The organism is Bradyrhizobium paxllaeri, from assembly GCF_001693515.2.
Classification (GTDB): domain Bacteria; phylum Pseudomonadota; class Alphaproteobacteria; order Rhizobiales; family Xanthobacteraceae; genus Bradyrhizobium; species Bradyrhizobium paxllaeri.
Genome location: NZ_CP042968.1, coordinates 6,915,410 through 6,927,782, shown reverse-complemented (window position 1 = coordinate 6,927,782; position 12,373 = coordinate 6,915,410). Strand labels below are relative to the sequence as shown.

11 protein-coding genes are annotated in these 12,373 nt (G+C 62.1%); 4 read left to right on the top strand and 7 right to left on the bottom strand.

The features are described from left to right. The first annotated feature begins 53 nt into the window (after positions 1-53). Positions 54-566 (top strand): HPP family protein, encoded by a 513-nt coding sequence (locus tag LMTR21_RS33115; protein ID WP_084030654.1) that lies wholly within the window; start codon positions 54-56, stop codon positions 564-566. Between the two features lie 11 nt (positions 567-577). Here LMTR21_RS33115 and LMTR21_RS33110 read toward each other — a convergent pair whose 3' ends face one another. Further along, positions 578-2,320, bottom strand: coding sequence for an ABC transporter ATP-binding protein/permease (locus LMTR21_RS33110; protein WP_065753511.1), 1,743 nt, complete (start codon positions 2,318-2,320; stop codon positions 578-580). 305 nt (positions 2,321-2,625) lie between these two features. On the opposite strand from LMTR21_RS33110, the gene LMTR21_RS33105 reads away from it, so the two are divergent. Continuing rightward, complete coding sequence (locus LMTR21_RS33105; RefSeq protein ID WP_065753510.1) at positions 2,626-4,290, top strand: L-lactate permease; 1,665 nt, start codon at positions 2,626-2,628, stop codon at positions 4,288-4,290. 163 nt (positions 4,291-4,453) lie between these two features. On the opposite strand, the gene LMTR21_RS33100 is transcribed toward LMTR21_RS33105, so the two are convergent. Both LMTR21_RS33100 and LMTR21_RS41370 read right to left on the bottom strand, forming a co-directional pair. Next, positions 4,454-5,908: an acetamidase/formamidase family protein gene (locus tag LMTR21_RS33100; protein ID WP_065753509.1), complete on the bottom strand. Its 1,455-nt coding sequence runs from the start codon at positions 5,906-5,908 to the stop codon at positions 4,454-4,456. A 137-nt stretch (positions 5,909-6,045) separates the two neighbouring features. Next, on the bottom strand, positions 6,046-6,423 hold the full coding sequence (locus tag LMTR21_RS41370; protein WP_141688350.1) for a hypothetical protein: 378 nt from the start codon (positions 6,421-6,423) through the stop codon (positions 6,046-6,048). 94 nt (positions 6,424-6,517) lie between these two features. On the opposite strand from LMTR21_RS41370, the gene LMTR21_RS33090 reads away from it, so the two are divergent. Then, a complete protein-coding gene (locus LMTR21_RS33090; protein WP_065753508.1) occupies positions 6,518-6,934 on the top strand; it encodes an META domain-containing protein in 417 nt (138 codons plus the stop codon). Positions 6,935-7,024: 90 nt separating this feature from the next. Here LMTR21_RS33090 and LMTR21_RS33085 read toward each other — a convergent pair whose 3' ends face one another. Beyond that, positions 7,025-7,663, bottom strand: a complete 639-nt coding sequence (locus tag LMTR21_RS33085) for a hypothetical protein (protein WP_141688349.1) — start codon at positions 7,661-7,663, stop codon at positions 7,025-7,027. A 508-nt stretch (positions 7,664-8,171) separates the two neighbouring features. On the opposite strand from LMTR21_RS33085, the gene LMTR21_RS33080 reads away from it, so the two are divergent. Then, positions 8,172-8,642 (top strand): SgcJ/EcaC family oxidoreductase, encoded by a 471-nt coding sequence (locus LMTR21_RS33080; protein ID WP_187399255.1) that lies wholly within the window; start codon positions 8,172-8,174, stop codon positions 8,640-8,642. Positions 8,643-8,761: 119 nt separating this feature from the next. Here LMTR21_RS33080 and LMTR21_RS33075 read toward each other — a convergent pair whose 3' ends face one another. The 3 genes from LMTR21_RS33075 to LMTR21_RS33065 form a co-directional block, all read right to left on the bottom strand. Continuing rightward, entirely contained in the window at positions 8,762-9,961 is a 1,200-nt protein-coding gene (locus LMTR21_RS33075) for a hypothetical protein (RefSeq protein WP_065753506.1), read from the bottom strand. 219 nt (positions 9,962-10,180) lie between these two features. Continuing rightward, a complete protein-coding gene (groL, locus tag LMTR21_RS33070) occupies positions 10,181-11,827 on the bottom strand; it encodes a chaperonin GroEL (protein ID WP_065753505.1) in 1,647 nt (548 codons plus the stop codon). A 145-nt stretch (positions 11,828-11,972) separates the two neighbouring features. Then, on the bottom strand, positions 11,973-12,269 hold the full coding sequence (locus LMTR21_RS33065; protein WP_065753504.1) for a co-chaperone GroES: 297 nt from the start codon (positions 12,267-12,269) through the stop codon (positions 11,973-11,975). Between the last annotated feature and the right edge of the window lie 104 nt (positions 12,270-12,373).

Sequence of the window (12,373 nt, the reverse complement as noted above, 5' to 3'; positions counted from 1 at the left end):
AAGACAGGGGGGCGGCAGAGCAATCTGCCGCCCCTTTCTTTTGGATGGTGCGGATGAAACGGGATTGGCGTCGTGTGGTGCGGAAAGCGATTGCTCGCAACGATCACCGCAGCGTGGTGGCGGGCGCGGTCGCCGGTCTCGGCGGCGCGATCGCGATCGGCATCATGGAGCTGTTCTCGTTCGCCGCGCATTATCCGCTCGCGGTGATTCCGTTCGCGACCTCCATCGTGCTGGTGATCGGATCACCGAACGCCGAACCGGCGCAGCCGCGCGCCTTGATCGGGGGGCATCTGGTGTCGGCGCTGGTGGGCCTTGCCGTGCTGAAGCTGACGGGGCCACACGCCTGGGCCGCGGCCATGGCCGTCGGCCTCTCCATCCTGGCGATGTACGTGACCGGCACCTTTCACCCGCCCGCGGGCATCAACCCGCTGCTGGTGGTTTCAGGCAACCTGCCTTGGACATTCCTGCTGGCGCCGGTGCTGGCCGGCGCGCTGCTGTTGACCGCGTTCGCCTATGTCTGGCACCGCTGGGTGCGCCGCCAGCCCTGGCCGCAACGCTGGATGTGAAGCCGCTACGACTATGACGCGGCCGCACGCTTTCCATCCTGCAGCGCAAAGCGATCGCCGTCGCGGGTGAACACGACATTGCGCCCATGAAACGCGTCCAGCGTCGAGCGATGGCCGATCGAGACGATCGTGGTCTGCGGCAATTTCTGCTCGACCAGGCGATACAGCGCGGCCTCCGAAGGTTCGTCGAGCGAGGCGGTGGCCTCGTCGAGGAACAGATAGTTCGGCGCGTGCAACAGCGCGCGCGCGAGCCCGAGGCGCTGCTGCTCGCCGAGCGAGAGCGTGCTGTTCCAGTGCCGCTCTTCGCCGACCTGAGAGGCGAGCTTCGGTAGTCCCACCGCCTCGATCGCGCTGCTGATCTGGCTGTCGGTGAACATCCCTTCCTTGGCCGGGTATTCGACCGCGTTGCGCAGCGAGCCGGTCGGGAAATACGGCCGCTGCGGCAGCATCATCAATGTTGCTCCGGCAGGTATGGCGATCGTGCCGGTGCCGAACGGCCAGATGCCGGCAATGGCGCGGAACAGCGTCGATTTGCCGGAGCCGGACGGGCCGGTGATCAGCGTGCGCTCGCCCTTGCGCAAGCTGAAACCATCCGCGCTCACCAGCGGCGTTCCGTTCGGCAGACGCAGTGCCAGGCCCTTGAGGTCGATCGCGCCGGCGCCCGCCTCGACCACGCGAACCCGGTCATCGTGGGTCGCAAGTTTGCGCGCGGCCACGATGCCGGCCTCGAACCCGTCGAGGCGGTTGACCACCGCCTGCCATTCCGCCAACGAGCGATAGATGGTGATGAAGAACGAGAGCGCCCCTTGCACGGTCGAAAACGCCGATGCGGTCTGTGTCATGGCGCCGAGCTGAATTTTGCTCGCGAAATAGGCCGGCGCCACCAGGATGTAGGGAAAGATCACTGAAGCCTGATTATAGCTGGCCGTGAACGCCGTCACCTTCTTGGTCCGACTCATGATCGCGAGCCAGTTCTCCACCACGCGTCCGAACCGCACCAGCAGGCGCTCGCGCTCGGCGGCGTCGCCGCGCAGCAGCGCGATCTGCTCGGAATTTTCCCGCACGCGCACCAGGTTGAAGCGAAAATCCGCCTCATACTGCTGCTGCCGGAAATCGATGCCGACCAGCCGCCAGCCGATCAGATGGGTCAGGATGGTGCCGAGCACCGAATAGATCAAAGCGATCCAGAAGAGGTAGCCGGGAATTGAATATTCCTCACCAAACAAATGCAGCGGCGCCGCGTTCGAAAGCCCCCACAGGATGCCGGCAAAGGACGCCAGCGTGACGATCGAGCTCAACAAGCCGACGCCGATGTTGAGGGTGCGATCGACGAACAGCTTGACGTCGTCGGTCATGCGCTGGTCCGGGTTGTCGGCCGCATCGCCCTGAAGCTGCATCCGGTAATGGTTGGCATGGTCCAGCCATTCGCTGAGATAATGCGAGGTCATCCAGCGCCGCCAGCGGATCTGCAGCCACTGATTGAGATAGAGCTGGTAGACCGCCAGCACGATGAAGACGGTCGCGAGAACGCTGAAATAGGTGATCTCGCTGACGAAGTTGTCCCAGTTGCGCTCCTGCAGCGCGTTGTAGAAGCGGGCGTTCCACTGGTTTTGCAGGACCGTCAGATAGACGATCGCAAGCTCGATCGCGATCACCGCGGCCAGCAGCCCACGGCCGGCCCATTTGTCTTCGGAGCTGAAATACGGGGCAGCGATGCGCCACACGGTGGCGAGCGTCGAGCGGATATTGTTCACAGATCACCGTCTCCGGAGAATCGGGCCTAACGCCCTGAAAGGATGGAAGAATTACGGTCTACTACGAAGGTCTGAGCAATTCACCGCCTGCGACGGCTTGTCGCAGCCCTCGGCTAGACCCTAGCATGGCTGCAGCGGCGAGGGGCGGTGGCCATCGAACTTCGCGAGGTTGTGAGCGTTGGCGAGCCCAAGGGAAACTCAAGGCAGCCCAACCCCGCTTTTCCAAGGTTGTTCCCGCCGATCGATCTGCGCGTGACCGGACATCCACGCCGGGCGCGCCAACAACAATGTGGGGAGAACCTCAAATGTGGGACCAACACTATAATCCGCTTGGCAATGCCGCGCTGTCGACGATCGCCGCCGCCGTGCCCGTCGTCACCCTGTTGGTGCTGATTGCGAGTGGCAAGGTCAAGGCGCATCTCGCGGCCATCGTCGCACTTGTTGTCGCCAACATCATCACGATCGTCATCTTCACCATGCCCGCCGGCATGTCGATCCGCGCCTCGCTGCTCGGCGTCGTCATCGGCTTCTTCCCGATCGGCTGGATCGTGCTCAATGTCATCTTCCTCTACCGCATCACCGTCGAGACCGGCCGCTTCGGGCTGTTGCAGCGCGCGATCGGCGGCGTCACCACCGATCGAAGGCTGCAGCTCCTCCTGATCGCGTTCGCGTTCGGCGCCTTCTTCGAGGGCGCGTCCGGCTTCGGCACGCCGGTCGCGATCACCGGCGCGGTTCTGATCGGTCTCGGCTTCTCGCCGCTCGCGGCCTCCGGCCTGTCGCTGATCGCCAACACCGCGCCGGTCGCCTACGGCGCGCTCGGCACGCCGATCCAGGGACTGGCGTCGGTGACCGGCCTCGATCCCTACGTGCTCGGCGCGATGGTCGGCCGGCAATTGCCGTTCTTCTCGCTGATCGTGCCGTTCTGGCTGATCTGGGCGTTCGCCGGCTGGCGCGGCATGATTGCGATCTGGCCCGCCATTCTCGTCACCGGCGTTTCCTTCGCGGTCCCGCAATTCGTGATCTCGAACTTCATCAACCCGTGGATCGTCGATATCGGGGCGTCGCTGATCTCGATGGGCTGCCTGATCCTGTTCCTTAAGGTTTGGCAACCGCGCGAGCTCTGGCTGTCGCCGGCGCTGCGCAGCCACGATGAATCGGCTGCGACGATGAAGCCCGCCAAGCCATTGGATACGACCAAGCTCAGCCAGGCGCAGCTCTGGAGCGCGCTGCTGCCGTGGATCATCGTCTGCATCGTGATGCTGATCTGGGGCACCGGCGCGTTCAAGGGCTGGGCGAACGCGAACTTCGCCTGGAAATTCGAGGTGCCCGAGCTGCACAACATGATCAACAAGGTGCCGCCGGTGGCCGCCAAACCGACGCCGGAGGCGGCGCTGTTCGACTTCACCTATCTGTCCTTCACCGGAACGGGCATGCTGATCGCCGCCATCATCTCCGGCCTGCTGATGGGGTTTTCGCCGGCACGGATGATCGGCGAATACGGCCGCACCATCAGACTATGCGCGATATCGCTCATCACGATCTCGGCGATGCTCGCGATCGGCACGCTGACGCGGCTCTCCGGCGTCGACGCCACGCTCGGCCTCGCCTTCGCCGCCACCGGCGTGCTCTATCCCTTCTTCGGCACGCTGCTCGGCTGGCTCGGCGTGGCGCTGACGGGATCGGATACGTCGTCGAACGTTCTGTTCGGTAACCTGCAGAAGATCACCGCCGAACAGCTCGGCCTGTCGCCGGTGTTGATGGCCGCCGCCAATTCCTCCGGCGGCGTCATGGGCAAGATGATCGATGCGCAATCGATCGTCGTCGCCTCGACCGCCACCAACTGGTACGGCCATGAAGGCTCGATCCTGCGTTACGTCTTCCTGCACTCGATCGTGCTGGCCTGCCTCGTCGGCGTGCTGGTGACGTTGCAGGCCTATGTCTATCCGTTCACGATGATGGTGCTGAAGTAGGAAGGCAGATGGAGCGATCCACCAAGAATCCCCGCGGTCGACGCCGCGGGGATTTTTCATCGGTACGGGATTCGTGCTGAAGCCCAATTTTGCGCGTATGCTGCGCAAGGCCGACAGGAGTCAACCGCGGCCGAGTTCACGCCGGAACCGACCACCTTTTGGATCAGGTCTCGCCACCGGCGAAGATATCCTTCTTGATAACCGCATGGACGCCCCAATTTCCATCAACCACCTGAGTGATGCCGAAGTCGACGCCAACCGTAATTAAAGAGATTGCCTCATCTTCGGTCAGCTTCTTGGTCGTCATCAGGAACTTGCGCATCTTGCGGAACGCATCGCGCAGAGCGAGGTCAACCGACGATTTCGAGTAGATGTCTGACTGCGCCTTGTCTCCCAATTCGGTGAGATAATTGGCGAAGCTGAAACCGTGCACCAGCCACTCATCCCTGGTTTCCAGCATCGGATAGTCGAGGGCTTCGAGAGCCGTGCCGACGAGGTCGGCTTTCTTGTGCAGAATGATCTGGAAGGTGCCGTTCAGCGAGCTTTCGATGGCCGTGCCGCAAAGCTCGGAGTCTCCCTGCGAAGCGTGCGGGTCGCCAACAGACAGCAGGCCGCCTTCGACCGCGACCGGATAATACATCGTGGCGCCCTTGCCGATCCGCCAATTGTCGATGTTGCCTCCGGTATAGCTCGGCGGAATTGAATCGACGATATCGGCTTCCTTTGGCGCCAGGCCGATTACGCCGAAATGCGGACGTATCGGAATGCGCACATTCTTCAGGATGCCGTGGTTCTCCTTGATTGTGGAGTGATCGACCGGAACGCCGGGATAGTCGATGGTCTTGTGCACGACGCCCGAAGGATCGGTCTGTGGAGTCCATTGGAAATTGTACACGGCTTTCGCCCAGTTGCGTTCGCCTGACGCGTCGACCTCATAGATCGTGATCACTTCGCGCGGTTTGGGCTCGGTCAACAGATCCTTGTAGTGAAAACCCCACCATGCCGCCGCGTTGCTGCCGAAAGCCTTTCCACGATATTGCGGATTGGCGCATGGCCGGGGCGTGACGTCGATAATACGCAACTCGATCACGTCTCCCTCCTGAGCGCCGCGGACGTAGACCGGGCCTGTGCAGATGTGCACGCCAAGGCCCTCGCCGGCGCCCCGCCCGAATAGCGAGGCATCTATCGGACCGGCGCCGCGCCGGTTTACGCCCTTCTTTTCCTTGGTCCACAGGAACACGCTTTCGGCGCCGGGATCGCCCTTCACCATGCGTTCGGCGTCATCATTGGCATGGTGAGTTAGCGCCTCGATGGTAATGAAGTCGCCGGAATCGATCTCGACCTGCGGTTTCAGTTTCTTGCTGAAATAGCCCCAATGCACTGTTTCGGCACTTGCGGGCAAATGATGATAGGACCGCTTGGCGGGTTGGTTCTTTTCGGCGGCTGCCGCCATCTGCGGCGTCACCAGAGAAATGCCGCCCGCGGTCATCGCTGCGGCGCCTCCGGCCGCGGCAAAGCTGGACCTCAAGAACGATCGGCGTTCGCGATCAAGCGTTTCCTTGAACCTGCGATGGTGCAATTCAAATTCCGGACAGTTCTTGTCATCACCCGCGCACATCGTATCTCTCCCCGATTTGAACGCGCATTCAGGCGCACACCTGATCCCACCTCAGTTCATCGCAACAGTCAAAGCGTTGCTGCATCATGAAGTGAATGAAAAATAGCTCCTTTGCTTATTGCTTGAGCCTTGCGCGCTCAACTCTTGGGAAATGCGACATCATTTGCTGCGTCTATCCTTTCACGAGTGGCCGGAAATTCGTCCCTGCAATCGGTCATGTATTTTCCGCCGAAGATGCCGAGGCGCAGCATTTCCGGCGGCGTGAGGTCGGGGCGGAAGTCCGGGTCAAAGCTGCGGCCAACAGGTGCGACGAGCATGTAGCGGCAACCCCGCTGCATCCGATCGTTCACGACGATGGTTCGCTGCTTCGCCACGATGCGATCCTTCCTTGCGAACGGAAATCGTCCAATAAGTCCAGGCCGATACCAGCCAGATCGTTCCCGACCGTTGACGGCAGGCGTGGCAAGCAGATGCCCGGCCGCGACATGATCCCGGCTTTCGGTCTGGCTGTCCATGTAGCCTGCGATGGACTGAGCCAGAGCCCTAGCCAATCACGTCGTTGTTCAATAGAACGTCGCGCGGTGTTGTGTTCTGTATTCGAGAGGTTGCATGATTTCATTCGCGCGTATGACCCGGGCAGGCACTGCTTCACTCCTGCTGATCGCCGCTATCCTGCCATTCAGTCCGGCGCGCGCCGATGACGGCTTTCCGTTCGGAGCGGAAATGCAGCTCGATGTGGATCGTCAGCGCGGGTCGAAGCGGATTCCCAATCTCGAAATCGGCGATGCCGGCGAGGTGGCCCTCGAACTCTGGTGCAAGGGCGGCAAGGGCCAGTTTTCGGTGGCGGGCAACACCGTGATCTTCGTGCCCGGCGCGATGGAAAACCGGCCCTGTCCGCCGGACCGCGCCCAGCAGGACGACGAACTGATCGCAGCGCTCGCCGCTGCGGGCACCTGGAACCGGCAGGGCGATTTCGTATCGTTCATCGGCACGAAGACGCTGCGCTTCCGCATCAATACGAATTAGCTCGAGCACGAGCTAGCTGGAGCGCTTTCGAGCGAAGTGGGCACCGGTTCGCGCGAAGAAAACGCGTTAAAAAAAGAATCGGGCGCGCGGTTACTGCGTCGCAATCAAGCCGCTGGCGGTGGCAACGATCCAACGGCCGCCCCAGCGCACGATGGACTCCACGCGTCCGAGTCCGGGAATGGTGTCGCCGCGCGCGGCCATCCTGATACCGTCGGGACCTTCGAGAACGGCGGTGCCGTCGCGTACGTCGACAATCGTCCACCCGGGAATCGTTGCTGGTTTGGTTTCCGGCGCCGCCACCAGGGGCTGCCGCATCGCGATCGCAGCGGAAGGGCTGGCATTCGCTTGCGAGGCAATGTTCGCAGCCGGACGTGCGGCGGGCAATGGCGCGGACGGCTTGGGAATGCTTCCGACAATGGCGGGCGCATCAGATGCAAATGCCGTCTTCCGGGCGCTTTCGATCTTGCCCGGCCGTGCTTCGGCAATTCGGGGCGCGGGCGTTTCCGTCTGCGCAACCGTTTCAAGGCCGAGCGTGCCTGCGATTTCGGGCCAGCTCAGTCCGCCGGTCCATCCGAGCCCGAAGCTCGCCACCACAGCCGCGATGACCAGCGAGGCAGTGCGCGTCCGGTCGCGAGATGACTCCCGCACCACCAATACGTCGTCGCGATCGGCGTTGAGAAAATTCCGCAGGTTCGACGGCCCCAACCCGGCAGCCACATTCCCCGACAAGATGCTTTCAACGGTACTCGGCTCGCGGTCGTACATGGCGTAACCCAAATTTTTGGTCAGCCGATGATGTTCCCTTAAGCTGAATCGAGTCTTAACAACTTGGCGAACCAAGTGCTGCAGCGATGAGATATTCGTCTCGGGCTATTGGTACCGTCGAGCGACGCGAAGATCCCAAAGCGGACACCGACCTCTTGGCCACCTATTAAGTCAACATCTCTGACCTGTGGTTCGCCCGTCCCTGATGATGTAGTTTCGCTCGTGTGACGCACGCAACATTGTGGCGCGTGGCTTCACCCCAGCCCCCATACTGACCGCGCATCGCGATTTGCGTCTCTTGCTACATGTGGCTTGGGAGGACCGGAAGCGAGTTTCAAGTCCAATTTATCGGCCCCGGTGGAATCGATTACATCAATCCGGCTAACGATCCGCGCAAACAGTAGCCGCTTGCATGGCAAGAGGTCGTCTCAAGCGGACACATGTCTGTACATATTCGCAAAGGGAGGATGTCATGCAATCTTCTCCAAAATTCGCTGGTGCAGCACTTGCCTTGTGCATGGTGATGTTGTCGTTTGGCTCCAGCGCCCTGGTCGAGCCGAAAGCGGAAGTGGCGACGGCGACCTCGGGATGGGGGCAGGCTCTTGGCGAAGGCGATCCCGAAAAGTTGTTGCCGCTCTATTCGGACGATGCCGTGCTTTGGGGCACATTGTCGCCGACCGTACGCTCCGACCGGGCGGCGCTACGAGACTATTTTGTGGGCGCCTTCAAGGCTCTGCCCAGCCTCAAGGTAACCTTCGGCGATCAACTGATCCGCGTGTACGGGAATGCGGCGGTCAATACCGGCTACTACACATTCTCCTATGTGAAGGATGGTGAGACGAAGAGTTTGCCGGCGCGCTACAGCTTCACCTACGTCAAGAACGGCGAGCGTTGGCTGATCGTCGATCACCATTCCTCGGCCATGCCATCAACCCCGAGGTAGCTGGCCTCGATGTCTCGTCGCGCGAACGCGGACCCAACACGAGAGTCCGGTTCTGATAGAAGCAGAATCGGGCTCTCGATTGTTGTTTTGATACGTTTTTTCACACGCTGGAAACCGCGCTATTTCCACACGCTCTTGTCCGCGTCCCAACGCTGACCCTTGAACTCCTTGGCCAGCGCCTCGATCGAGCCATTGTCGTCCTTCGGTTCGCCGCCTTCCTCGTCGCCGGTGGAATCTTCCGATAGATGCAGTTTGGGACCCGCGCCTTCATCCGCGGTCGTGGTCACCGGGCTCGAAATCCACAGCATCAGCCGGTCGGAAGCGCCCGGCTTGTCCGGCGAGACCAGCGCAGTGATTTCGACAGTTTCGGTCAGCCCGAGCGCGGGATAGATCGGGCTCGGCCGCTTGAAGCTCAACCTCAGCTTTCCGGTATTGGCGTTCCAGTCGGCGCCCGCCGGCCTGGCGGCAAGCGTTTTCGCGAGCACGCCCGAAATGGCGGAGACGATCTTGTCGCGGTTAATCTTGTCGCCGTCGCGCCATTCGGCGGCGGCAAAGCGGATGGTGCGGTCCATCTCGACAGCGCCGCTGGTCCATCCGGCGGTGACCACGCCCTGCGTCGCCTTTACCTTCGCAATCAGCGCGGCGGCGCGCTCGGGATCGGCGGTGAGGTTGATGGTCTGCTCGCCGGCGCGCAGCGCGTCGCAGGAGACCGAAAGGCTGGATAGCCCGATCTCGACGGCCTCGCCTTTCAGGCCCTTTAGGAAATCCAGTGCGGCGTCGAGCTTGATCCGCACGCCGATCGCCTCGGGCGAAACGTCGGTAAATTCCTTTGGCGCCGGTGTAATGCCGTCATCGCTGGTCTGGTTGTCCAAAAATTCTTTCTCGCTGAGATCGGAATTATCAGTAGAAGCGACTTCCGTCACGTTCGAGCCAACGGTGATCTGGCCGCGGAATTCGAAGGTGTCGCCGACAGGCTTGCGCAACAGCTTGACTGTGACCGGCTGCTTGTCACCCATGCTCTGCGTGGTGCCGGTCAGGTTCTGGCCGCTGACGGTGAGGGTGGCGACGAAGCGGTCCTTGCGGTCGGAGCCTTTTGCGGCGGGATAGCAGACATCGAGGGTCGCCGCCGTGACGGTCTTGCCCTGGCGGGTTTCCTTCAGCACGACATCGGCATTGCCGTCCATGAGACCGTCGATGGCGGTGAAATAGCGCGTCTCGATAGCGCCCGGCGTCGTCTTGGAGGGAAGTTTCATCTGGGCGAAGGCGAGGTGAGGGGAAGCCATCATCAGACCGAGCAGGCAAGGCAAGAGCGCGCGCATATGGAAGTTCCTCAGACGGGATGGAATTGGCGTCGTCGTACCTAGCAAATCCCGCTAGCGTTTTCGAGCGAAGCGGATGTCGGTCGGCGTGAAGAAAATGCGTCAAAACAAAGAGAAGGTGTCGTTTCGGTTCTCCGTCTGAACCGATACGGCGCCTGTTCGTCAAAAAAGAAGGCCGCCCGGAGGCGGCCTTCGATCTGTCCGAGAGAAGGGCAGGGCTCAGAAGCCCATGCCGCCCATTCCACCCATGCCGCCGCCACCGCCGGGCATCGCCGGCGCCGGCTCCTTCGGCAGTTCGGCGACCATGGCTTCGGTGGTCACCAGCAGGCCAGCCACCGACGAAGCGTCCTGCAGCGCGGTGCGCACCACCTTGGCGGGGTCGATGATGCCCTTGTCGACCATGTCGACATATTCCTCGGTCTGGGCGTCGAAGCCGAACGTCTCCGACTTGTTCTCGAGGATCTTGCCGACCACGATCGAGCCCTCGACGCCGGCGTTCTCCGAGATCTGGCGAACCGGAGCTTCCAGCGCCTTCAGGACGATGTTGATACCGGCCTGGACGTCGGAATTGTCGTTGTTGATGCGGCCGACGGCCTTCTTGGCGCGGAGCAGCGCCACGCCACCGCCCGGCACGATGCCTTCCTGCACGGCCGCGCGGGTCGCGTTGAGGGCGTCCTCGACGCGATCCTTCTTCTCCTTGACCTCGACCTCGGTCGCGCCGCCGACCTTGATCACCGCGACGCCGCCGGCGAGTTTTGCAAGACGCTCCTGCAGCTTCTCGCGGTCGTAGTCCGAGGTGGTTTCCTCGATCTGCGCCTTGATCTGGGTGACGCGGGCTTCGATGTCCTTCTTCTTGCCGGCGCCCTTGACGATCGTGGTGTTCTCCTTGTCGATCACGACTTTGCCCGCGCGTCCCAGCATGTTGACGGTAACGCTTTCGAGCTTCATGCCGAGTTCATCGGAGATGAGCTGACCGCCTGTCAGGATCGCGATGTCTTCCAGCATGGCCTTGCGACGATCGCCGAAGCCCGGCGCCTTGACGGCGGCGACCTTCAACCCGCCGCGCAGGCGGTTGACCACCAGCGTCGCCAGCGCCTCGCCCTCGACGTCCTCGGCGATGATCAGCAGCGGACGGCCGGACTGCACCACGGCTTCCAGCACCGGCAGCATCGACTGCAGGCCGGAGAGCTTCTTCTCGTGCAGGAGCACGAAGACGTCTTCCAGCTCGGCGGTCATCTTCTCGGCGTTGGTGATGAAGTAGGGCGACAGGTAGCCGCGGTCGAACTTCATGCCCTCGACGATGTCGACCTCGGTCTCGAGCGACTTGTTCTCCTCGACCGTGATCACGCCCTCATTGCCGACCTTCTGCATCGCCTGTGCGATCATCTTGCCGATGGCGGTGTCGCCGTTGGCCGAGATGGTGCCGACCTGGGCAACTTCCGAAGAAGCCGCGACCGGCTTGGCGCGCTTCTCGATATCCTTGACCACGGCGTGGACGGCGATGTCGATGCCGCGCTTGAGGTCCATCGGGTTCATGCCGGCCGCGACCGCCTTGCCGCCTTCGCGCACGATCGCCTGCGCCAGCACGGTGGCGGTGGTGGTGCCGTCACCCGCGGTGTCGTTGGTCTTGGAGGCGACTTCGCGCAGCATCTGCGCGCCCATGTTTTCGAACTTGTCCTCGAGCTCGATTTCCTTGGCGACGGTGACGCCATCCTTGGTGATGCGGGGAGCGCCGAAGCTCTTCTCGATCACGACGTTGCGGCCCTTCGGACCGAGCGTCACCTTCACCGCGTTGGCGAGAACGTCGACACCGCGCAGCATGCGGTCGCGGGCGTCGCCGGAAAATTTAACGTCTTTGGCAGCCATGATTTGGACTCCTGAATGATTGGGTACGGTCGTGCGCCGCGCTAATGCGTCATTGCCGGGCTTGACCCGGCAATCCATCACCTTCGCGAGACTCTTCCGAAGGGGATGGATGCCCGGGTCAAGCCCGGGCATGACAAGGATTGCCTTACGTCAGCACGCCCATGATGTCGGACTCCTTCATGATCAGGAGTTCCTCACCGTCGAGCTTGACCTCGGTGCCCGACCATTTGCCGAACAGCACGCGGTCGCCGACCTTGAGGTCGATCGGAATCAGCTTGCCGGCCTCGTCGCGGCCGCCCGGGCCGACAGCGGTAACTTCGCCCTGCGAGGGCTTTTCCTTGGCGCTGTCGGGAATGATGATGCCGCCCTTGGTCTTCTCTTCGGCATCGATGCGCTTTACAACGACGCGGTCGTGCAGCGGGCGGAATTTGGTTTTGGCCATGACGTCTCCTCTTGAAGTTCCTCTGGGGAGGCTCGGTTTCAGGTCTGCGCCATTGAAAATGGCTGGAATGCCGGGTATTCGACGCCGCCCCGGGCGGGACAGCA

What these genes read in the sequence shown, in the direction of transcription:
- LMTR21_RS33075 (WP_065753506.1), bottom strand. Translation starts at nt 9,961, where the DNA reads ATGCGCGCGCTCTTGCCTTGCCTGCTCGGTCTGATGATGGCTTCCCCT.
- LMTR21_RS41370 (WP_141688350.1), bottom strand. Translation starts at nt 6,423, where the DNA reads ATGGACAGCCAGACCGAAAGCCGGGATCATGTCGCGGCCGGGCATCTG.
- LMTR21_RS33065 (WP_065753504.1), bottom strand. Translation starts at nt 12,269, where the DNA reads ATGGCCAAAACCAAATTCCGCCCGCTGCACGACCGCGTCGTTGTAAAG.
- LMTR21_RS33100 (WP_065753509.1), bottom strand. Translation starts at nt 5,908, where the DNA reads ATGTGCGCGGGTGATGACAAGAACTGTCCGGAATTTGAATTGCACCAT.
- LMTR21_RS33105 (WP_065753510.1), top strand. Translation starts at nt 2,626, where the DNA reads ATGTGGGACCAACACTATAATCCGCTTGGCAATGCCGCGCTGTCGACG.
- groL (WP_065753505.1), bottom strand. Translation starts at nt 11,827, where the DNA reads ATGGCTGCCAAAGACGTTAAATTTTCCGGCGACGCCCGCGACCGCATG.
- LMTR21_RS33115 (WP_084030654.1), top strand. Translation starts at nt 54, where the DNA reads ATGAAACGGGATTGGCGTCGTGTGGTGCGGAAAGCGATTGCTCGCAAC.
- LMTR21_RS33090 (WP_065753508.1), top strand. Translation starts at nt 6,518, where the DNA reads ATGATTTCATTCGCGCGTATGACCCGGGCAGGCACTGCTTCACTCCTG.
- LMTR21_RS33080 (WP_187399255.1), top strand. Translation starts at nt 8,172, where the DNA reads ATGCAATCTTCTCCAAAATTCGCTGGTGCAGCACTTGCCTTGTGCATG.